Genomic DNA, 21,055 nt, shown 5'->3' with positions numbered 1-21,055 from the left:
TTGACACATAATGGTCTATAGTAGAAAAATTAGGATTAACCGCTATATAGGAGGATGAAGCATGAACAGCGTGAAGGGTGATGACAATCTGGCTCGGAATACGAAACTTCGCGGCACCTACCAGATTCGGAAGCCGCTGTACCGCAGCGAGCTGTCGATTGTATACCAGGCCCGGAGCATCCGAGGCGAGACGGCTTTGAAGGTGGTTGTTAAGGAATTTTTTCCGGCGCTTCTGGCTGTACGGACCACTGACAAACAGGCTGTGAAGTGCCGCTCGCATACGCTGGCAGGAAAGTATGGGGAGCTGATGGATTCCTTTTTGCAGGAAGCGCAGATTTTGAAGGAACTGAGACATCCGGGGATCGTAGGTTATGTGGACCATTTTGAAGAGAACGGTACGGCCTATCTTGTCATGGAATACTGCGAAGGTCAGACCCTGGACAAGCTTATCAAGGGCCAGAACCCTCCGGTTGATGCAGCATTCCTTCGCAACACGCTGCTGCCGCTAATCGACGCGCTGAAGTTTATTCACGGACACGGTTATATCCATCGGGATATTAAACCGGGAAATATTATGGTTGGAGAAGGCGGCGAGGTTAAGCTCCTGGATTTCGGATCGGCTGTAAAATATGAAGGCAAAGAGCATCCAGTCTTTACAACCGCCGGCTATTCGCCGCTGGAGTTCTACTCGAGCCGCTCCTGCCAGGGGCCGGTCTCCGACATGTATAGTTTGGCCGCCACGGTATACTATTGCTGTAACGGGACCCCTCCCCCAGATGTGCCGAAGCGGTTGTTCCGGGACAATCTGCAGCCAGTTGCGCTTAGAGGCAGCGCTTCTTCACCACTGCTGTCCTTTGTCATTCGCCGGGCTCTTGCAGTGAAGCAGCAGCGGCGGGTCCGTTCCTTCCGCTGGTTTAAGGCTGCTCTGCAGGCGGAATATTGGCTGAACAGAGGGAAGCGTCAGCGCTCTGGAGGATAACCTTCAGGGCTGACGCTTTTTCAGGCGCCCTTATACCCGAGCAGCAGCTCCGCTTCATCCCTGCTTATCCGGCCCGATTCGAATCTCCGCCGGTGTAAATGTTCGTTACCGGCTTAATCGCCTTGTATCGAATCTCAATTTCCGTTATTCCATCCTCGAAAGTAATGTACAGCTTCTCATTGTAAGACATGACTGCCTTTTGATTTCTCGCGACCGGCGTCTTGCCGTGCTGGACCGCGCAGCGCGTATCGTGTTTGACGGTCAGAGTCCCGTTTTTACCTGGCGTGAAGACGATCCGCTCCGCTTCCGGCAAAGGCTCGTGCACGGCAAGCGAGCGGAACAGCTCATTTAAGGTAACCTTGCGCCCAGGGAAGGAAGTAAGCGGCCATGACTTGACCGGAACCTCGTTGCCGCTGGCCGTCGCGAGGAAGAAGCCTTCAAGCTTGCCGGTGAAATCCGGCCTCGGCCTAAAGCAGAAATATAGCAGCACACCGGCGGCAATTGCCAGTACGGCTCCACCCAATGACCATTTCAGTACGGTATATCTGGATTCTACGGTCAGCAGCAGGACGGAGCTCGCCGTTTCTCCTTGCGGGTCCGCCGCAGTCAGTTTCAAGCCCGCCTCTCCCGTACGCAGGGAAGACAATACCAATGTGTGCCCGTCCCATCTATAATGTCCAAGATCGAAAGCTTTCTCATTTGCTACGGAGAAGGTAAGCTTGTCCTTGTTGGCATCCTGGAAATAATCGTCCAGATTCAGCCGAATTTCCCCGTCTTCGCGGATGGCATGGAGCTTCCAATTCCCTGTCGCCTCAGGTCCGGTGTTCACTGCATGGATGTTATTTACTATTCCATTCCGGTAGAAAGCCGCGCCATGCATTTTAACCTGCCATTTATACTCTCCCGTCTGCGGGAAGCTGTACTCCGCACGGAAGCTTCCGGACTTATAGACCATTGGAATCTGCTTCTTGCTCTGACCGTTCGCGGAAGTGACAACAAGCTCTGCTTTAAGCGAGGTATAGACATCTTCATTTTGGAGCGGCTGTCTGCCGCCGGTCACAAGCCGCGCTTCAAAAGCGGTCTTCTGCCCTTTCAGGGTCTCTCCCCCCGTAAGCCGGGACGCTCCATTTCCGGCATTCTTCCCGCTTGCCCCTCCGCCAGTCATCTTGCTGTCTACTTCCAGCGCATAGCTTCCAAGCAAATTAACTTTGATCAGATCCCCCGCCTGTCCTCGCAGCTTCAGCTTCAACGACCCGGCTGCCGGATGGCCGATTTTCAGAATGACGTACCGGTTCGATTCATATCTGCGGATATTGTCCGAATTGTAATACAGCTGTGCCTCTTTCAGCCGATGCTCGGAGAGCAGGACGAGATTCGCTTCCTCCATGCTGGAATCGGGAATGGTCACCGTTACGTCTTGGAGTGAACCTGTCGCGGTGATGCCGGCGGTCTGCATGAGCTGTGAACGAATCTGACTAGCGAAAATACGGTTGACGATTTCGGGAAGATCATCCGCGCTGCTCGTAATATATGAGCTCCCGCCGGTTTCCCCGGCAATTTGCTCCAGCTCCTTCCGGTTTACGGCTCCGTTATGATTAAGCCCGATCGTATAGACAGGATAGTTTCTGGTCTTAGCCGATTTAATCACAGAGGCTACATCCCGGTCGGAATCCGCTTTGGTCCGTGAGCCGGCAGAAGGACCGAAGTCCGTCTCGCCATCGGATAGCAGAATCAGAAAGGACTTTCTTCCATCTCCCGTCCCGGAGGCAAGCAGATCCGCGCCTTTGCGGAGACCGAGGCCCAGATCCGTATATCCGGACCGCTTCAGGCTGGAAATGGCCGTTTGAATTCCCGTCCTCCGGGCCGCGACTGCAATTGAGGTGAGGGGACTCGCGGCGACAATCTGGTGATTGTAAGCGACAAATCCGACCTTAGTGCGGCTGGCGTCGCTCATGTCCATGAACATCTTCACGACTTCGGTGGCGATTCCTTCCTTGTCTGATTCTCTCATCGAATAGCTGGTGTCCATCACAAACACAACGTCATATCCGGAAGGAAGAGCTGCGGAAGCAGCCTCTGCGGAGCCGGTCAAACCGGCAGAAAAAAAAGTTTCGAGAAAAATTAAAAATAGTACAAAAGTCACAACAACCTTAGTCCTGCGTTTACTTAGGTTCTTCATAATCTCCTCCCTGAATTTTGACTGGATTTACCGCTATGTGCCTGATCCCCTTGCTTTTTCGAACCATTCCCGAACTTTCGGACAGTTTAGCGGATCAAGATGGAATCCATTCCTGAATATGAACAATAACCTAAAATCTAACATTACTTTATCGGAAGGCAGCATTTTGGAATGAATAGAGAATTTTGTAATAGGGTCTATTTTCATAGAAATTTTCGTAATTTCACGGAACTATGAGTCTATTGGTCCTGTTTTTTGTATGAATAACTTAAATTGACAAAAATAATGGGCCGTCGTTAATATTAGGTGTGAGATTGAGGAATTATCTGGAATACAATCGGCTTTTGTAGAAATTCAGGAAGAACCGCAAGACATAGGAATGTACGTTCCTTGAGTCTAACGGACGACCATACATATGCACTGAGGGAGGAGGAGGCAGCGAAATGGTGACAAGGTCCTGGGTATTTGGCATTCGTACAGCGGATGGCGAGTCCACAATATTTTGGCAATTGAGCTGCCGAACATGAATGGAGATTATCAACCAAACGAACCGCACCATTCTTTTTGAGGAGATTAATCCAGAAAAGCTTGACCTGATTACCATCGTAGGTGATGTCAAAGGGATCGACAGTTTAAGCGACGACCGGATTAAAGAGATTAATCAACAGCTGCTGGTCCGCAGCTTCGAAGAATTTCTGGACAAATTTACCCCGACAGTATACTCGTTTTTTAACGCGGCCAACCAGAAGGTGATGTATACGCTGCGCAAGCCGGATGGCATTCCCGACGAGATGATTTCGGAGATCCGGGTAGATCAGAATAACGATTTTCTGAAAATGCTGTTTACGCTGATTGATACGAAACGCAGCCAAGGTATCACGAACGTCGATTTTAAATTCGAGAATCTGCTTGATATGATTTCGCCCAAAAAAGTGATGGATGATATCCGCCAAGTGCGCAAAGAAATTCATTATTTGTATGGGCAATATGACCAACTGGATGAAGGCGACCCCAAGAAACTTGATATGGGTGACAAGCTGAACGCAATGTTCGAAGAAGCGAGCCGAAACTACAACAATGTCATGGCCATGCTGCCGCTGGCTATCGAGGATATCAAGACCCGGCTTCTGCTTGGCGGAGCACAGGAAGAGAATGCGGGAGAAGCCGTTCAGATCGGCATGCTGACCATCGGCGAGGGCGGCGAGCTCAAGATTATTGAAGCGCCGAAAAGCGACAGCACAGAGCTGATACTGCTGGATGAGAACGGGGCAGGTGATTTATCGGACGTCTTTGGGGAGGACTATGACTCCATTACGGAGAGTCCGTCCAATTACGTGAAGGATCTTGTTGTCCGTACCTTCGTACCGCTCCCTGCCGTGCATACGGAAGTGAACACGGAGCTGGAGGTACAGAACTACAATACCTATTTGGAATTTTATAAGAATGCCAAGGATGATTTCGTTAAAACCGTCAAGCCGCTTGTCGAGAAAATTATCGGCGTCAAACTGTTCTTCGACCAGTACGCCACCAAGAACAAAGGCATGCTGCCGACGATGCTGATTGCCAACAGCAAGCTGGATATGCTCGTGAAGAGCAGCAACATCCCGCGTCTGGAGACTTTCCTTAACACCGTCAACTCGAAGAATGATTTCAGCGACACGATCTGGTTCGGCATTGTGCCGTCGGTTGAACTGGAAACTGCAGGGAAAGTCAAAGTATCGCGCGAACGCTTCAGAGGCAATGAGAAGATTGTAAAGCACGACGGATACACGATGGAATCGCTGTCCATGCTGCTTCAGGTGGTCAAGGATTACAAAATTCAAATCTTCTTCAATTTCGAATCCAGCGAAGATACGACTTTCAACAGCATGGCGACGGCGGGCATCGATAAGTATATCGACAAATGCGCCCCGCTGGTCCGCAAGGAATACAGTGAATTTGCCGTTCCTTGTGTTCCGAATTTCACCATTATTCCGAAAGAGAAATCGGGCGTAATCATCGACAGCAAGATGCTGCAAACCGAAAATGGCGTAGAGCTCTCCAAGGAGAAGGAAGACATCCTGAAATTGTGGATTGAAGGCGTGTATGTCGGAGCTGCTTATGTGGCCGCGGGACTCGTTGCCGCATATCAATGTCCGGAGTATCTGCGGGAAACGTTCAAGACGGTCAACAAGGACTTCCCGGGAGCCCGCTTCGACATTGAAGCAGGAGACAACAGTCTGCGCACGGTGACGACCATGGCCAAAGAGATCACCGGCTTTACGAACAACATCAAGGATGCGATCAACCGGAAAAACTTCGGGTTCGTGTTCTCATCGGAAAACGCGCAGCTGCAGGATAAAGACATCCGCCGGATTACGGTATACAAAGCCAGAAGCATGGCGCTGTCGGAGGACGGATTCGATTCCGTCTACAAGACGCTGGTCAGCACGTATATCGAGCGGATTCTCCGTTACCAGACCGGAGATTTCAAGCATGAGAACATTGTCCGTTTCTTTAGCAACAACCCGAGCAGCCAGAAGAGCAAATGGATCGGCACCAGAGGATATATCAACTCGATCATTCAGGACGGGGATGACATCAGTTATGTGATTGATGAGAAGAACAACCTGTGCCATATCGATCTGGTCTTCAACGGCAATGTCAAGAACCTTGAAGTCATGATTACCAAGGGAACCAGCCCTGTGAAAGCGTGATGGGCGCTGTGAAAAAGTTGGTAAAGGCGTTTCTTAACCGATTCGCCTTTATACATAAATCCCGGCCAAGCGAAAGCTTCCCGGAAATCAAACTTTATTCTAAGGAGGAAACACAGATGGGATTCAGACTGACAATTGAAGGACAAGAAACGATTGAAGTGGGCATGGACAATATTCAAAAGGTCGTATACGACACAGACACACCGGATGATTCCAACGCCCGCTCCACAGACGTAGGCTCGACGCTGCGTATCAGCGGCAAAATTATTACCGCAACGGATGGAGACAAAGCAGACGACACCATGAAGCTGGCGCTTTGGTCGCTTGTACCCGCCGAGAAAGCGGATTGCTACCGCAAGCTTACTCTGGAAGTTATCTCAGCCGATCAGGTTGTGCGCAAAATTTCCTTCCCTAACGCTTTTGTTGTAGATTACAACGAAAGCTTCGGCGACACCGAAGGAGTGGGTACATTCTCTATCTTCGTAAAACAGAAAAAAGACAAGACCGAGCTGGCAAAGATCGACGGCGGCTACGCGGTATAATCTTACATTCCGTTATACAGCTGATGCCTTAGGGCAGAGCGGATAGGGTTGTCTTACCAGAAGCCCGTATTCCCCACCTCAGAATGGGAAATGCGGGCTTCCTAATCCGCGCAAGAAATGAAGGGGAGAGACAAGCATGGCGGATTTCTATGAACTGCTCGATGTCGGCCGGGATGCTTCGGAAGCAGAGATCAAGCGGGCTTACCGCAAGCTCGCCAAAAAATATCATCCGGATACGAATCAGGGAAGCAAGGAAGCGGCGCAGAAGTTTAAGCAGATTCATGAGGCTTATGAAACGCTGCGCAGCGAAGCCTCGCGGCAGGCATACGATGTCAGGATGCGGCAGGGCAGGAAAGAAGGGAAGCAGGCGGAAGGCGGCCGGACCCGCAGCGGCGGCGACCGGGCCGGGCACGCGGAGCGGAAATCTTTTACAGCTTCTGACCCGGCTGCCATGGCGAAGGAATTTGAGAGATTCTTCGGCTTTCACCCGAAGACCGGAAAGGGGACACCGGGAGCGTCCGGCAAGAAAGCCGGAGAGCCAGTGAATGCCGACGGACTGTTCAATCAATTTTTCGGATTCCGTAAATAACAGCGGATTACCGGGGCAAAGGAGAGATTGGCTTGGCCAAACCGTTCAGGATCATATGCCTGTTCATACTGGACGTCATCATTTGGGGAGTGATTGCGGCCACTGCCATATATGTATTCCGCAGATCCGGCTTTTATCCGTTGAAGGCCGGAGTGGTTGCAGGGATTGCGGTCTGCTTCCTGCTGTATCTCTATTTTGGCAGACGCCGGGTGACAGTAGAGAGGGGCGGCGAAGCTGCAGATGCTGTCAAGACGGTGACGAACAAGAAGCCGCGCGTTCAGCAGGCGGCGCATCCTCCGGTGCAAGAGGTAATTAAGCTTGTTCTGCTTGATGACGACGGCGATCCATTGAAAGAGTGGTACATCAAAGGAGAGATTTCGCTGCTGATCGGGAAGACAAATGCCCGCCAGGAGGCGGATATCGATCTGGCGAACAGCGAGTATGCTTCGCTGATCAGCGCGGAGCATGCGGTCCTTAACCGGGTAGGCAGCGAATGGTACGTGGAGGATGTCGATTCCAGAAGCGGAACCGGACTGCGCGCGGCGAAGAAAAGCGCCGTTGACAAGCTGGAGAGCGGAGAGCCTCATAGGATAGGCCCGGGGGATCTGCTATATATCGCCAATACAAGATTGCTGGTGAAATAAGGGGGAAGAGTACATACGATGAGTTTGACAAGATGCCCGAACGGACACATGTTCAGTACACGCAAGCATGGAAATACATGTCCTTATTGCCACTCGGTGGTGCAAGCCGCGCCGGCGGGCGATCCGGCCGCGCGCCAGACTCCGCTTACTGCGGAAGAAGACAAGACGATGCCGTATCTGGGAGAGACTACCGGCATTCATCCGGTAACCGGCTGGCTGGTGTGCATTGAAGGGGCTCAGATGGGTCAGGACTACCGGATCATGGCCGAGAAGAACTTTATCGGGCGCGCAGAAGAAATGCATATCCGTATTATCGGGGATAACACCGTGTCGCGCCGGAATCATGCCGTTATTGTATATGATCCGAAAAAGCGCAACTTTTTTCTGCTGCCCGGAGACGCATCGGGGCTGGCTTATCATAACAATGAAGCGGTATATTCCCCGGTGGAGCTCAACGCGTACGACGTCATTCAGCTTGGGAGAAGCAAGTTTATCTTTACTCCGCTGTGCGGGCCGCACTTTGAGTGGGAGAACAACGGATAGTTCACCCGGCTGAAATCGCAGGGCCAGATGGATGCTGCGCGTTAATTGCAAGCCTGACTTTTGAGGTGAAAAGAGTGAACTATGAGAATGCAGTTGATTTTTATATTGTTGTGGCTATAGCGGTCTGCATCATTATTGCACTGCTTATTATCCGCTTTGGATTCATAGCGCCGATTGCGCCCCGGCGGCGGCTGGGGAAGGCCGGAGCCATCCGGATCGGCAACGGACAGACTATTGGACGCAGAGCGGAGCAGGACGATTATTTCGCCAGCATGACGACGCCTGTCGGGACGCTGGCTGTGGTCGCCGACGGGATCAGCGGCCTGCAGAACGGGCGGATGTCCAGCACTTTGGCGGTGACAACATTTACAAGAGAATTCGCCAAAGTGGAGCGGGCAGACGAACTGGAAGAATACTTCGCCAGGGCTGCGCAGAAGAGCAATCGCGAAATACTGCAAAATCTGAACGGGCAGGGTGGAGGAACGACGCTGGCAGCGGCTGTAATCACAGGCGGCAAGCTGCATTATGGCGCTGTAGGCGACAGCCTGATCACCCTTTTTCGCAACGGAGAGTTCGTGCCGGTGAATTCGAAGCATACGGCGGAAACGCTGCTGGAGGAAAAGGTGCTGACCGGGGAAATGTCCCGCGAGGAGGCCGTGTCCAGCCCGGTCCGCCGCCAGTTGACGAATTATCTCGGCTACGAGGGATTCGAGCGGATGGAGATTGGAGAGGACCCGGTGCCGCTTCGGGCGGATGATCTGGTCCTGCTCGCAAGCGACGGTGTGCACGAAGCGCTGACAGAAATTGAGCTTGAACAAATTCTGCTGCAGCAGAAAACGCCTCAGGATATGGCGGAAGACATCATTGACGCCATTGAGGCGAAAGGGCTGCGCGGTCAGGATAACGCCACCGTAGTGATTCTGCGGGAGGACGCCTGCTGAAGTTCGGGGGGAGAAATGTAAAGGGGAAGGTAAGCATGCGTAAGGAGAACAGCCAGTTCGTGACCGGCTTCGTATCAGAAGCAGGTTCCCATATCGACAACCGCGATTATTTCGCTTATATGGAGACGGATGATATGGCTTGCTATGTACTGGCCCACGGACTCGATACCGACCAGGAGGTGAGGAGCGCCGAGATGGCGGCAAAGGCCGTGCTGGAGAACTTCATGGAAAAGCCGTTTATGTCAAAGCGGCGTTTGAAGGAAGGTCTGCGGGATGCGCAGGAATGGCTGCAATTCGAGAGCCGCCGCGTTCGGCTGAAAGCCAGTCTGCTGGCGGTCGTCACGGACTATACGCGCATGGTATACGCTTCGTGCGGGAATGTCAGGCTGTACCACTTTCGCGGAGGCAGGCTGAATTTTCGTAGCAGGGATCACAGCTTGGCCCAGGCGATGGCGGATGAAGGGCGCATCCCGGAGGAAGCGGCAACCTTGCATGAAGAGCGCGGGAACCTTCTTGAGTACCTTGGCAAACCGGGAAAAAGCCGGAGCTTCTTATCCAAGAAAACCCTGTTGGCCGACGGGGACGTTCTGCTGCTTGCCACCCCCGGTATGTGGGGAAACGTCGAACTGGCGGAAATGCTGGGCGCGCTGGAAGAGGCGAAGGACCCGAATGCGCTGACCGACACGCTGGAAGAGGTGCTGCTCAGCCGCCAACTGCGGACGGTGCCGAATTACACGGCGGCAGCGGTGTACATAGATAAGATTTTTCAAGAAAAGCCGAAGAACCGCCGCAAGTTGATCAAGCGGATCGTCATTGGGGCGCTGGCGCTGATGCTGGCGGGCGGCGGTGCATGGATCTACGCGGCGAAAGCGGCGCAAAAAAAGGCCGAGGCGATTGAAGATATGATTCAATACGGAAATCAAGGTGATGACTACGCACATATGGGCGATTTCGAAAAATCTCTGAAAGCGTACAGTGAAGCCAAAAATGCGGCCACTAAAGCGAATGACAAAATCAGCAAAAAGCTGTACGTAAACAAACAGAACATTTCCCAGGCAATGGTTGACGGCGACGGATACGTAGATAAGGGTGATTTTGAGAATGCGAAAGTCAGCTATGAAAAGGCATTAAAAGCGGCGAAGGTCTACCTGCCCTCGGACAGCGACGATATTGAGCACAAGCTTGAAAGTCTGGATGACTACGCCGCCATCCGGAAGCAGATGGATACAGCGGATCTGAAATTTCAAGGTCAGGATTATATGGGTGCGCTGACGTTATACAACAAGGCGAATACGGCGGCAACGGAAGCCGGTTATGATGCGGCGATCGAGATCATTACCAAGAAGAAACAGGAGACCCAGGACAAGATCGCGGCTTTGAAGCGGGAGATTCAGGAGATCCGTGCCGGACAATTGGAAGCCCGGGGAAAACGCTTGCTGGAAGCAGAGGATTTCGACGGAGCGATTGATGCCTACAACGATGCAGAGGAAATCTATCAGGCAATAGGCAAACTGGAGAGCGTAGTGGCCGTGGAGCGCACTATTTCGAAGATTGAGGATAAGAAAATCGCCAAACAGCAGGCGGAAGCGGCCACGCTTGCCAAGGAGCAGGAAGCCGCAGACCAGGCTGCGGCGGAGGAGGCGGTTGCAGAGCAGGCTGCGGCAGAGCAAGCTGCGGCCGAACAGGCTGCAGAAGTAAATGAGGCTCCGAGCAAGACATCCGGGCAGGCAGCTTCCGGGCAGCCTGCATCTGGGCAGCCTGCGCCGGATGCGGCTAAGGATGCAGCGGAGACTGGCGATGCTGCGGGAGGAGCTTAGAGGAACTTATAGGGTGGCAGCAGCGCAAGGAGCAGCGAACTTAAGGGAGAGGAGCTGAGGGGGATGAAGGAGCTTGTACAGGACCGGCTGGGCAGGATGGAGGATCTGCAGCAGCGGCAGATTTTGAAAAATCTCATGACCGGTGTGTTCCTGAATCTGGTGGAATATCAGGAAGAAATGACACGCAAGCTGGAGCAGCGCGTCTTCCATGAATTGGAGGATGACGGACAACGGTACGATATCTTCGTCTCCATGTGTTCCCGGGAGGATTTCGACCCGATTCATGAGTTCCTGTATCCGATGCTGCCGTCGGATCATACGGACAGCACGGTGGATATGAGCAGCGTCGCTTCGATTATTCGCGAAGGCGGCGAGTTGAAACTGTTCGGGCTGTTTCTGGAAATAGAGACCGGTGAGGTGCAGCGGCTCATCCAGAGCGGACGCGTCTTTCATGGTCAGGTCGTTACGGATGCCGGCTCTTACCGGATTGATATCCGGTTGAGACAGGACAAGAGGTATATCCATGAAATTGAAAAATTATATCAGGTGTTTCTGGACAACGGAATTCCGTGGAAGACGGTGAATCATCCTTACGCGTATAAATTCGTCGATGTGCTGCTGACCGGAGGCGAAGGAGAGCCCGGACCGCATGAGGAGATCCGGGAGATTACGGTTTCACTGGAGGAATTCGACGCTTACAGCCGTCAGGGGGTGATCCCTCTTTGGAATGTGGAGCGGCTGTCGCTGAAGAACAGCGGCTTTCCCGTCCCGGCCATTGACCGGGTGAATTATGAGCATGTGCTGCCCCTGCGCAAAACCGGTGTGGAGCACGGTTATTTGGTCCGCGCCGCCGGGGAAGGGGAAATACGCTATATCAAGCGCTCCGAGCACGAGCTGACCGTTGTGACTCCGCGCGAGAAAGCAGGCATGTGGGAGGTGCTGAAAGTCACAAAGCCGGTAGAGATCCGGCTCGGACGGCAGCTGTATAAGCTGGTATCGAACCGCCGGCGGGACAGCTTTACCGAGAGGTATGCCCGCAAGCAGGCGATGGTGGTGCGCGCCAGGGCGGAGATCGCGCGCATTGTTCACTCTTTTGAAGCTGCCGAAGTGTTGGAGCTGGAAGGTGTCGAGATTATTGAACCGGACGGGCGACAAGCTTTGCCGCTGACCTATCCACTCAATCCGTTCGTCAGCGATAACGTCCGCACGGAAACAGGCAAGCTGGTCATGCGGCTCGGGTTCAAGCCTTCGGGGGGTGCTCAAGGAGCGAAATCGGTCCCGCCGTTTATGATCGGCGATCTGATGAGCTTCGTCGTCTCGGAGGTGCAGATGTATTTTCCCGAATACCGCTGTGAAGGGGTGTGGGTATGAATTACATCTGGGATGTCGTGATGCGAATCCGCAATCTTCAGGCCGATGCCGCCGATATCCGCTTTGTGCCGGCGCAGACCTATTCGCCTTATATGGAGCTCAGTCTTCCGGAGCTGAATGCGATATCACCCGGACAGGTGCTCGAAATCAATCCCTACTACCGGTTTTACGATATTTTCCGCGATTTGTTCGCTCCGGATTTGACCGGCGACGAGGAGCTGCGGGATACGCTGTTTGATCTTTTGATGCATTTTCTGGCGGAAATCGATTTGCATCAGGGGATGAACCGGCGGGAGTATTATATCCGGTTTGTACGGCGGGATATCAGCAGCGGGCTGTTCGGCGGCCGAATTCGCGAGTATTTCTCAAGGCTGGAGCAGGAGGAGCAGGAGACGGTGGCCGAAGGGATTTTGCGGCTGTATGAAACAGGGGAGGCTGTGCATCTGTTCAAGGAGATGATGAAGCGTCTATTCTCCGGTTCTGTGATCTATGCCAACTGTGAAGAAAAGGATGAACTGCTCATCTATGTAGGACGGGAAGAGGATGAAGCCGCCCGCATCCGCGTCGAGCTGATTCTGGAGCTGTTCCTGCCGCCCCGCTTTCAAACGGAGCTTTATTGGAGCCGGCATTTCGGGGTGCTGGGAACGGAATTGACCATGCGGATGGACGCGATTGCGCTGTATTAGTAACGAACGCGGCTGCGACAAGAAGAAAGGACATGTGAAGGATGAACGGACCTTATACCTATCGGCTGTACAACCACTCCATGGAGAGCGCTGGGGTCCGGTTCACAGCCAGATTTACACGGGCGGAGCTGGAGCAGATGACGACGTTTCAGCTCCGGGGCATCTGTGACAAAGAGCGGCTGGTGGAAGGGCTCGCTAAGCGGCTCGAACGCGAGGAATTAATCGCGCTGATTCTGCGTTTCCGGGGGGCCGACAGCAGCCAACTGATCGGCAGACCGAATCCGGGAGGGTTCGAGCGGCTGGAGGCGGCGCTGCACAGGCGGCTCGGCACTGACCGGCAGGAAGCGGGACATATTCGCGTTCCGGCCAAAATCGTGCTGTACGAGGAAATCCGGCTTGGCCGCATGGACGGATTCCGGGTGGAATCGGATCTTCATTGGCTGGCCGAATCCAATGTGCTGATCGTCAATGCTCTTGGGGAGCTGTGCGGCGTGCTGAATCTGGTCAAGGATGAGACGGAGGCGGGAGTCTATTTTCTGGCCCGGCACAGCTCGGCCGAGCTGCGGCAGACCGCGAACCAGCAATACAGTCTGCTGTTCTTCAGGCGGCAGGAATCGGAATATTTGTACGATGCCTACTACGGGGACAAGCCGCTGCTGCCGTCGACCCTGCACGCCATCCGCATTCCCGTGGCGGAGCTGATTATCCAGAGGCCCGAGCTGACTGATGCGGTGCTGGCTATTGATTTCGGCACCTCCAACACAACGGCAGGGGCTTATTTGGACAGTTCCTACGTGTCTGCACCTGATCCGAACGGCACCAGACATGTCCGGCTTGATGCGGTCAATTACGTCTCTTTCCCGGGAGCGGACGGACCGGGCGGGGAGTGGATCGAAGTACTGCCGACAGCCGTCAGTGTGGAGAATTGCGCGATTCCGCAGCATATTGTCTATGCCTTCGGGGAAGAGGCGCTTCGGGGCGGCAGAGTGCCCGGCAGCCGGGCCACGGTCATGCGCGGCATTAAGCGCTGGGTCAATGATTACAGGCGGCAGGAAGAGCTGATGGACCCGGATGGGAATACGGCGCGGGCTCCGCGCAGCGAGATACTGGCCGCGTTCATCCGGCATGTAGTCGGGACAGCGGAGCAGCAGTTCAAATGCCGGTTTCAGCATCTGCATCTGTCCTCCCCTGTGAAGCTGAAGGCACAGTTTATCGAGATGTTCAGCGAGATTCTGCCGGAGTACCGGATTGAAGCCAAGGATGCTCTGGACGAAGGGCTGGCCGTTCTCTACAATACGCTGGCCGACCAGATGGACAAGGGGACATTCGCCGACGGGAAAGAATATCAGGCGCTGGTTATCGATTGCGGAGGCGGGACAACGGATTTGTCGTCATGCCGCTTCAGGATCGAGGACGGGCGGATTGCTTACAAACTGGACATCCATACCACGTATGAGAACGGAGACACCAATTTTGGCGGCAACAATTTGACCTACCGGATTATGCAGTTTATGAAAATCGTATTCGCCGGCTACTATGCGGCTGAGACCCGTCTCCCCGACACGGACATCGACGCCCTGATCGGCATTCCGTCCGGCGACTTATACCGGTACGTCGATGAATACGGCGTAGAGGCCGTATATGCAGGGCTGGAGCGGCGTTACCGTGAAGCCGAGGCGATTCTGCCGACCGCGTTCAGGCAGTACGAGCAGGCCAGCCGCGACGAATACCAGCGGGTGCTCGGCAATTTCCATCTGCTGTGGGACGCGGCGGAGCAGATGAAGCGCGAATTTTTCCGGCGGACCGGTATTCTCCGAAGCCGTTTCGAAGCGGAACAGGTGCGGTCAGCCGACAGCGACCTAAATATTGCGGTCATGAACCGGTGGATGGTGTCGGTGGTGGAGAACGGAAGGTTCCGGGACGAGTACAGTCTGCCAGATGTCATCTTTAACATCCGCGAAATCCAGCAGTTGGTCAAGGCGGATATTTACGGCATTGTGCGTAAGTTTCTGGAGGACTTCTATCAGGATGGGCGTCTGCAGGATTATTCAATCATCAAGCTGACCGGACAGAGCTGCCGCATTGACGTGTTCCGTGAAGCCTTGAAGGAATTTGTTCCGGGGCGAAGCATTGAATTCCGGCAAAAGGCCGAGGAGCAGGACAGGGTGCCAGAGCTGAAGCTGGCGTGCGTGCGCGGGGCGATCCGTTATCTCAATGCGAAGAAAATGGGGCGGATTGAGCCGTTCATTACCGATCATATTCCGGTGATACCGTATACGGTCAGCGCGTATACGCATACCGGCCAGGAGAAGGAACTGGTGGAGAGCCTGACGCCGAGCCGTTCCGGCGGTTTTATTTCCCGGCCGTCGCAGGCGGTTGAAGTGGAATTTTTCCTGACTGCGCACGGAGGGGCGCTCCGGCAACGTCATGTATACCAGCGCCGGCCGAACGAGTTCCGGCAAATCACGTATGAGAATATCGCGGAGCTGTACGGCGAGGGGATTCCCCAGGATGACACAGATTCGATCCGCAACGGTGAAACCAAATATTTTGTACTCTCCGGAGGCAGCCGCTGGGGATTTCACGTTGTGCCGGTCGCGCGGCAGAATGAAATTCTGGAGCTTGGCGCGAAACGGTTCTTCGCGTTTGAGAGCGATCTGTCCGAACTGGACTTTTTTGACGGAACAAAGTAACGGCGGTCTAGCAGTGCCCAAGCAGGGACGCGGCGCATATGCGTACAAGTAGCGGATGATTTACAGCAAGCGTATGTGCGTGTAAGCAGCCTATGCGCAGATACGGCGTATGCCACTCGAAAGGAGCGGAGTGTTATTGTTTACCCACATCGTACCGAAATTTGAGAAAGGCCGGATTCTGAAGACGGGCATGCTGGAAAATCTGCGGGACTATCCGCGCTCCTTCCTCGATATCCGTTATCAGGATTACTCGGACGGAATCATAGCGGGAACAAATGTCAGTGTCAGGGAGGATGTTCTATGCATCTCCCCAGGCATTATCAAGTACGCCGGGCGGCTGTACCTGATGGAAGAAGAGCAGGAGGTTCCTTATGCGGCAACGGGGCGGGAGATGGTGCTGAAGGTGCGGTTTGAAGAGGGGCAATCCTCTGCCGATTTTGACAGACATGCCGGAACCGTTGTGCTGGAGGAGAACCAGCACGGGGACATCGAACAGGAACTGGCCAGATTCAAGCTTAAGGAAGGGGCCGTTCTGCGCTCTGGATATATCGATTTCGCCGACCTGTCCACCGAGTACAATACGTTGAACTTCATTCGCGCCCTACATGCAGGCTGCGGGGGAGGAACCTTGTCCCCAATCATTCTAAAGCTCTTTGCCAGAGAATTGATCGGGAAGGGCAGCAGAGATCCGCTTGATCTCTCGTTTGCTCTGTTGTGTTTGAACGAGGAGAAGATTGAACTGGAAGCGATACTGCATTATTTGGCTGCCCGCTCAGGTTCATCCCTTCCGGATGATGATCCTGTGAAGCTGCATCAGGCGCTGGTCCGTGTGCTTGAGGAGCAAGGCGGACACCGGTCTTATGGAGCGGCACGCAATGGACCGCAGCGGATGCTGGTGGATTGATTTTTTATATAAATAGCGCTCAAAAAGGAGGTAATACGGATGAAGCCGATGGATGAGAAGATCATGGCAATGCTTCATAAGACAGATGCTGTTCCGAATGTTGAGCAACCTGCGCAGACCACCCTTCGAGGCAAAGCCGATCTATCCGGTTTATTGGTCGAAATTGAGGGAGAAAAGATACTGTTCCGGGAGCAAGAATGGTTTGACGGACGGGTTAGGATGACCATGCCCAAGACATTCCGGCTGATGACGCAGCGGGAAGCGGCTCTGAAATATCCCTCCGAACGCAGACCGCCGCTTATTTATACCAATGACGATCTGAGCGTGAACTTGGCCTTAAACCACACGGGCAATGTACTGGATGAAGCAGATGTTGAAGAATTTAAAGATGCTTTGGCCCAAATCACCCGCTCCACACAGCCGATACGCGAATGGATCGGGGACGGTATCCGGCAGACCGAAGAGAAAACATTCGGCTACCTCGAGTTCATGACCCCGGCGCTGAACACAAATATTTACAACCTGCTTATTTTCATCTCCCTGGATAAGCGCGCGCTAATCTGCACCTTCAATTGCACCGAGTGGGAACGTAAAGCTTGGAGACCTGTTGCGCTTGGCATGCTGGATTCTCTATATGCCAGTGAAACGGGTAAAGGAGGAAGAACGGAATGAGCACCGTATCTTTAACCTACGGAAACCTGCGGATCGCCCCGTATGAACTTGTCAGCCTCCAAGAGCTTACTATCAGCAAAGAGATGAATGATCACGCCCGCCTAACCTTGACGGGAATCGTACCGGAAGACAAGAAAGAAAGCTATGTCGAAATGACTGAAGCCGACACGACCATTGAGGTCAGCCAGGTGGACGAGCACGGCAGCGCCGTTCCGCTGTTTCATGGCATGGTGCTGAATGTGGGCATTAAGGCGTTGCGCGACGTTTATTATTTGGAAGTAGAGGCGGTCTCCCATACCTATCTGCTGGATGTCAAAAAAAGAAAGCGTTCGTTCCAAAACCACAGTATGACCTACGACCAGCTGCTGGACCTGATTGCGGCCGACTATCCCGGATTCGATGTTATGGATGAGGCCACAGGCGGCGCGTCGATCGGCAATTTTACGATGCAATATGAGGAGACCGATTGGGAATTCCTCAAGCGTCTGGCCTCGCGTTTCTACACATCACTCATGCCTGCTTCCACCTTTAGCTACCCCAAGTTTTATTTCGGTGTACTCGACAGTTCTTCCAAGGGCAAATTAGACAACTACCATTACATCGTTGGTAAAAAAATGGCCGACTATCACTACCATACCGCCAACGACGGCAACACGCTGGGCGAAAATGATTTCATGTTTTACGAGGTGGAGACCGACCGGATTCTGGATATCGGCAACGCGATTGAATTCCAGGGACGTCTGCTCTATGTGAGCAGCACCCGCTCGGAGATGAAGAATGGTCTGCTGAAGCATCGCTATATTCTCTGTTCCCGTCAGGGGCTTCGGCAGCGAAAGCTGTACAACGAGCGGATCATCGGCGCGTCCATTCAAGGGACAGTGATCGGAATCCAAAAGGATACGGTACAAATCCACTTATATATGGATGAAACGCAAAGCAAGTCCGGGGCGCATTCTTTCCCGTATGCCTCCATGTACACGGCTGAAGGCAGCAGCGGCTGGTACTGCATGCCGGAGGTGGGCGACCATGTGCGGGTGTATTTTCCCAGCAGCAAGGAAGAAGAGGGCGTCGCCAGCAGCTCGGTTCGCCAAAATTCCGAAGAAGGAGAGACGAACAAGTTGGGTAATCCCGATATGAAAGTGTTCCGTACCGCTGCGGGCAAGGAACTGATGATGGGCCCGGAAGAGATCGTCATTACCGGAAAGGACGGGGAAATTTTCATCCGGCTGAATGAAAGCGGCGGAATTGAAATATCCAGCAGCCAGATGATCAAGCTGATCGCCAAAGAAGACATCACGATAGACGCGGGTCAAAAGGTGGCCATTTCCGCGAAGGATGAAATCAGTCTAACCTGCAAGGAGAGCAGCCTGCTAATGAATGGCAACACCAAAATTGTCGGGACGGAACTGAATACGAATTAGGAAGCTATGCGGCCAAAATCGCCAAGGGAGGGTTGCAAGAATGTACGATGAAGAGGCGTTAAACCATTTTCGGGAAGCGGTGCTGAAGCCGTGGCATACGCAAGCGCTGCTGTCGCTCGACCGGGAATACCATCGCCGGAGGGAGGAGCTTGCCGCCGGGTTTCTGGCTCATTTCCAGGACTTCTGCCGCAGCATTCTGGAGAGTCAGCTTGCCGGAGATAAAGGAGCCCTCGGTTACATTACCTATTCGATGCTACGCACCGGGCTGCTGGACGGACAGGCGGTGTATTTGGCGGAAGGTCTGGACGCGGGCTGGTTTTTTGACCGTAGGCCCGTACAGGCGAGCTATGACCCACAGTGGGCGTTTGCGCCGCTGCAGAGAGCCGTGGAAGAGTGGGAGCCGGCTGCGCGGAAGTATGCGGGCAAACTACCCCGTCCTTTGCTGGAAAAGCTGCGTTTGTCCGAAGCGGAGCATTTTCATAGTTATGTGGCCGAGCTCATCCGTTATGCAATGCCCCAGGCGGCCGAGCTGCCGGAGTTTCAGGCGCTGTCTAAAGAGGCGGTCTTCGAAGTACGGGCCGGAGAATATCTGGATCACAGTATAACGGTGTACAAGGAAGACAAGCGCGGCTTAAGCAGTCAGCAGATCCGGGAATGGCTGGGCGAGCGGAGCGAAGAAGAGTACGCCTATGCGGCTATTGAAGGGGCTAATTTATCCTCGGGAACCTATTCCGGACTGGATTTCCGCTACACGGCTTTTCGGGAGTGCGACCTATCGTTTGCCCGGATGTCGCTTTGTGTGCTGATCGGGACGCACTGGAGAAATTGCCTGCTGGACGGAGCCGATTTTAGTCACAGTTTATTGCACGGAGCCGATTTTAGCGGCTGCCGGTTGCAGAGAAGCGTATTTCTCAGCGTTCGGGGAGGGCGTCCGCTGGAAGAAGCGGCAGAGTGGGTGATGCCGGGATTTGCCGGGATGAGGTTTGCGGGAGCGGATTTGACCGGGGCTAAGCTCAGCTTCGCCGATCTGCGGGGGGCTGTGTTTGCCGGGGCCAACTTAAGCGGAGCCGACCTTACGGGAGCGGATTTGCGGGGAGCTGATTTCACCGGGGCCGACTTGAGCGGGGCTGTACTGGAAGGAGCGGTACTGGACGGAGCAGTACTGGAAGCGGCGGATCTGACCGGGGTTAGGCTGCCGGGCGGATCGTGGAAGACCGAGCGGAGAGAGGTGGAGCGGTGAGCTATTTCAGGTTAAGCCAGGATGACCGCTTTCCGAATGCGGTTCAGCCGCGGGGAGTGTCGGCCGTGATCCGGCCGGACATGCTGGATGCCGGACTGGCGGAGCGGCGAAGCGCGGAACAAGCTGCTGGGCAGGCAGCCGGACAAAGGGCGGGCCAGCGCCCCCAGCTTGAGGAATTAAGCCTTCAGTTTGCCGTGGCAGAGGTCGCCCAGGTCGATTACGTGGATTTCATCGAGTATCCGTTTCCCTTTGTCTCCAACCGGCTGAAACGGACCATCGAGCTCTTTGCGCCGAAGGTGAGGTTTGTGCCGGGTGTATTTACGGACTTGCCGCGCAGACATCAGGAAGTCTACTGGCTGGTTGCCGCGCCGCAGGTGGACTGCCTGTCGGATGAAAGTGAATGGCATCCAGACGGCACATTGCGCAGACTGGTGCTGGATGCCGGGCGTGCGGAAGGCCAGCCTTTTTTTCAGGTAAACGGCCCCAGAGAACGGATATGGCTCATAAATCTGGCGCTGGCGGAAGGGCTGCTGCGGCGGGACTTCAATGGAATTCGGCTAACACGGGTAGAACAATCCTGAGGAATAAGATGAAACCACAAGGAGGCGCAAGTTATGCAGGTAGAAGGTGCATTTAGCGTAGGCGGAAGCGGCGGCGAGGAGCAGAAATCGTATGTGGTGGCCGGGGCGATTCTAAGCTGCAGCTGCGGGACCCAGCTCACCCGGCTCAAAATCCCGTTTAGCCACGGCGTCTATGTCAAGGAAATGCCGCAGGTGAATGTAGAGGATTACAAGCCGGGCGTAAATATTATCCACTTTGGCAACTGCACCAACCCATTAAACCCAGCAGTAAAGAACGGTCAGTTCGACACTGAGGGCGTTCAGAAGGCTCCCTGCGTGCCTGTCATTACCGGTCCATGGGTGAACGGGAAATTCGATGTACTAATCGAGGAGCAGCCGGCGTTATTGAGCCATTGCACCAATACCTGCATCTACGAAGGCAGCCTGATCCGGATTGAAGACGACGGACAGGACCTGGGCGGCGTATCCGTCGGCAGCTCAGGCAGCGGGGCGATCCGGTAGGTGTAGCTGCACTATAAGGGATTAATCGTACGCGCTTTGAAAAACATGTGCAATCT

Annotated in this window: 18 protein-coding genes; 17 read left to right on the top strand and 1 reads right to left on the bottom strand. The window is 54.0% G+C overall.

All coding sequences use genetic code 11. The annotated features are described in order from the left end of the window. Positions 1-61 precede the first annotated feature (61 nt). The gene (locus tag PDUR_RS20930; protein ID WP_042208040.1) at positions 62-979 is read left to right on the top strand and encodes a serine/threonine protein kinase; all 918 of its coding nucleotides are present in this window, start codon (positions 62-64) and stop codon (positions 977-979) included. 64 nt (positions 980-1,043) lie between these two features. Here PDUR_RS20930 and PDUR_RS20925 read toward each other — a convergent pair whose 3' ends face one another. Further along, the gene (locus PDUR_RS20925; RefSeq protein WP_042208039.1) at positions 1,044-3,158 is read right to left on the bottom strand and encodes a VWA domain-containing protein; all 2,115 of its coding nucleotides are present in this window, start codon (positions 3,156-3,158) and stop codon (positions 1,044-1,046) included. A gap of 527 nt (positions 3,159-3,685) precedes the next feature. On the opposite strand from PDUR_RS20925, the gene PDUR_RS20920 reads away from it, so the two are divergent. The 16 genes from PDUR_RS20920 (at position 3,686) to PDUR_RS20845 (ending at position 20,999) form a co-directional block, all read left to right on the top strand. Further along, entirely contained in the window at positions 3,686-5,854 is a 2,169-nt protein-coding gene (locus tag PDUR_RS20920) for a hypothetical protein (RefSeq protein ID WP_042208038.1), read from the top strand. A gap of 116 nt (positions 5,855-5,970) precedes the next feature. Next, positions 5,971-6,396 (top strand): hypothetical protein, encoded by a 426-nt coding sequence (locus PDUR_RS20915; protein WP_042208037.1) that lies wholly within the window; start codon positions 5,971-5,973, stop codon positions 6,394-6,396. A gap of 136 nt (positions 6,397-6,532) precedes the next feature. Then, complete coding sequence (locus tag PDUR_RS30135) at positions 6,533-6,985, top strand: DnaJ domain-containing protein (RefSeq protein ID WP_042208036.1); 453 nt, start codon at positions 6,533-6,535, stop codon at positions 6,983-6,985. Between the two features lie 32 nt (positions 6,986-7,017). Beyond that, positions 7,018-7,629 (top strand): FHA domain-containing protein, encoded by a 612-nt coding sequence (locus PDUR_RS20905; protein WP_233277414.1) that lies wholly within the window; start codon positions 7,018-7,020, stop codon positions 7,627-7,629. An 18-nt stretch (positions 7,630-7,647) separates the two neighbouring features. Further along, complete coding sequence (locus PDUR_RS20900; RefSeq protein WP_042208035.1) at positions 7,648-8,172, top strand: FHA domain-containing protein; 525 nt, start codon at positions 7,648-7,650, stop codon at positions 8,170-8,172. Between the two features lie 74 nt (positions 8,173-8,246). Then, positions 8,247-9,113, top strand: coding sequence for a PP2C family protein-serine/threonine phosphatase (locus PDUR_RS20895; RefSeq protein ID WP_042208034.1), 867 nt, complete (start codon positions 8,247-8,249; stop codon positions 9,111-9,113). A gap of 35 nt (positions 9,114-9,148) precedes the next feature. Then, entirely contained in the window at positions 9,149-10,930 is a 1,782-nt protein-coding gene (locus tag PDUR_RS20890; protein ID WP_052410331.1) for a PP2C family protein-serine/threonine phosphatase, read from the top strand. Between the two features lie 63 nt (positions 10,931-10,993). Further along, positions 10,994-12,301, top strand: a complete 1,308-nt coding sequence (locus PDUR_RS20885; protein WP_042208033.1) for a hypothetical protein — start codon at positions 10,994-10,996, stop codon at positions 12,299-12,301. After that, on the top strand, positions 12,298-12,987 hold the full coding sequence (locus PDUR_RS20880) for a hypothetical protein (RefSeq protein WP_042208032.1): 690 nt from the start codon (positions 12,298-12,300) through the stop codon (positions 12,985-12,987). The genes PDUR_RS20885 and PDUR_RS20880 overlap by 4 nt, the downstream gene beginning before the upstream one ends. Positions 12,988-13,028: 41 nt before the next feature. Beyond that, positions 13,029-15,680, top strand: coding sequence for an Hsp70 family protein (locus PDUR_RS20875; protein ID WP_042208031.1), 2,652 nt, complete (start codon positions 13,029-13,031; stop codon positions 15,678-15,680). A 136-nt stretch (positions 15,681-15,816) separates the two neighbouring features. Continuing rightward, entirely contained in the window at positions 15,817-16,584 is a 768-nt protein-coding gene (locus tag PDUR_RS20870) for a hypothetical protein (RefSeq protein WP_042208030.1), read from the top strand. A 39-nt stretch (positions 16,585-16,623) separates the two neighbouring features. Then, a complete protein-coding gene (locus tag PDUR_RS20865) occupies positions 16,624-17,256 on the top strand; it encodes a hypothetical protein (protein WP_042208029.1) in 633 nt (210 codons plus the stop codon). Continuing rightward, entirely contained in the window at positions 17,253-18,677 is a 1,425-nt protein-coding gene (locus PDUR_RS20860; protein WP_042208028.1) for a contractile injection system protein, VgrG/Pvc8 family, read from the top strand. Before PDUR_RS20865 ends, PDUR_RS20860 begins: the two co-directional genes overlap by 4 nt. A gap of 40 nt (positions 18,678-18,717) precedes the next feature. Then, the gene (locus PDUR_RS20855; RefSeq protein WP_052410330.1) at positions 18,718-19,917 is read left to right on the top strand and encodes a pentapeptide repeat-containing protein; all 1,200 of its coding nucleotides are present in this window, start codon (positions 18,718-18,720) and stop codon (positions 19,915-19,917) included. After that, on the top strand, positions 19,914-20,498 hold the full coding sequence (locus PDUR_RS20850; protein WP_042208027.1) for a hypothetical protein: 585 nt from the start codon (positions 19,914-19,916) through the stop codon (positions 20,496-20,498). Before PDUR_RS20855 ends, PDUR_RS20850 begins: the two co-directional genes overlap by 4 nt. A gap of 33 nt (positions 20,499-20,531) precedes the next feature. Then, entirely contained in the window at positions 20,532-20,999 is a 468-nt protein-coding gene (locus PDUR_RS20845; RefSeq protein ID WP_042208026.1) for a DUF4280 domain-containing protein, read from the top strand. The last annotated feature ends 56 nt before the right edge of the window (positions 21,000-21,055 follow it).

It is taken from the genome of Paenibacillus durus (assembly GCF_000756615.1).
GTDB lineage: Bacteria > Bacillota > Bacilli > Paenibacillales > Paenibacillaceae > Paenibacillus_AQ > Paenibacillus_AQ durus.
This window is presented reverse-complemented; position numbering and strand designations above follow the sequence as displayed.

Bases quoted from the DNA above. Each gene is read 5' to 3' on its own strand.
- PDUR_RS20930 (WP_042208040.1), top strand. From the start codon at position 62: ATGAACAGCGTGAAGGGTGATGACAATCTGGCTCGGAATACGAAACTT.
- PDUR_RS20925 (WP_042208039.1), bottom strand. From the start codon at position 3,158: ATGAAGAACCTAAGTAAACGCAGGACTAAGGTTGTTGTGACTTTTGTA.
- PDUR_RS20920 (WP_042208038.1), top strand. From the start codon at position 3,686: ATGGAGATTATCAACCAAACGAACCGCACCATTCTTTTTGAGGAGATT.
- PDUR_RS20915 (WP_042208037.1), top strand. From the start codon at position 5,971: ATGGGATTCAGACTGACAATTGAAGGACAAGAAACGATTGAAGTGGGC.
- PDUR_RS30135 (WP_042208036.1), top strand. From the start codon at position 6,533: ATGGCGGATTTCTATGAACTGCTCGATGTCGGCCGGGATGCTTCGGAA.
- PDUR_RS20900 (WP_042208035.1), top strand. From the start codon at position 7,648: ATGAGTTTGACAAGATGCCCGAACGGACACATGTTCAGTACACGCAAG.
- PDUR_RS20890 (WP_052410331.1), top strand. From the start codon at position 9,149: ATGCGTAAGGAGAACAGCCAGTTCGTGACCGGCTTCGTATCAGAAGCA.
- PDUR_RS20885 (WP_042208033.1), top strand. From the start codon at position 10,994: ATGAAGGAGCTTGTACAGGACCGGCTGGGCAGGATGGAGGATCTGCAG.
- PDUR_RS20880 (WP_042208032.1), top strand. From the start codon at position 12,298: ATGAATTACATCTGGGATGTCGTGATGCGAATCCGCAATCTTCAGGCC.
- PDUR_RS20875 (WP_042208031.1), top strand. From the start codon at position 13,029: ATGAACGGACCTTATACCTATCGGCTGTACAACCACTCCATGGAGAGC.
- PDUR_RS20865 (WP_042208029.1), top strand. From the start codon at position 16,624: ATGAAGCCGATGGATGAGAAGATCATGGCAATGCTTCATAAGACAGAT.
- PDUR_RS20860 (WP_042208028.1), top strand. From the start codon at position 17,253: ATGAGCACCGTATCTTTAACCTACGGAAACCTGCGGATCGCCCCGTAT.
- PDUR_RS20855 (WP_052410330.1), top strand. From the start codon at position 18,718: ATGTACGATGAAGAGGCGTTAAACCATTTTCGGGAAGCGGTGCTGAAG.
- PDUR_RS20845 (WP_042208026.1), top strand. From the start codon at position 20,532: ATGCAGGTAGAAGGTGCATTTAGCGTAGGCGGAAGCGGCGGCGAGGAG.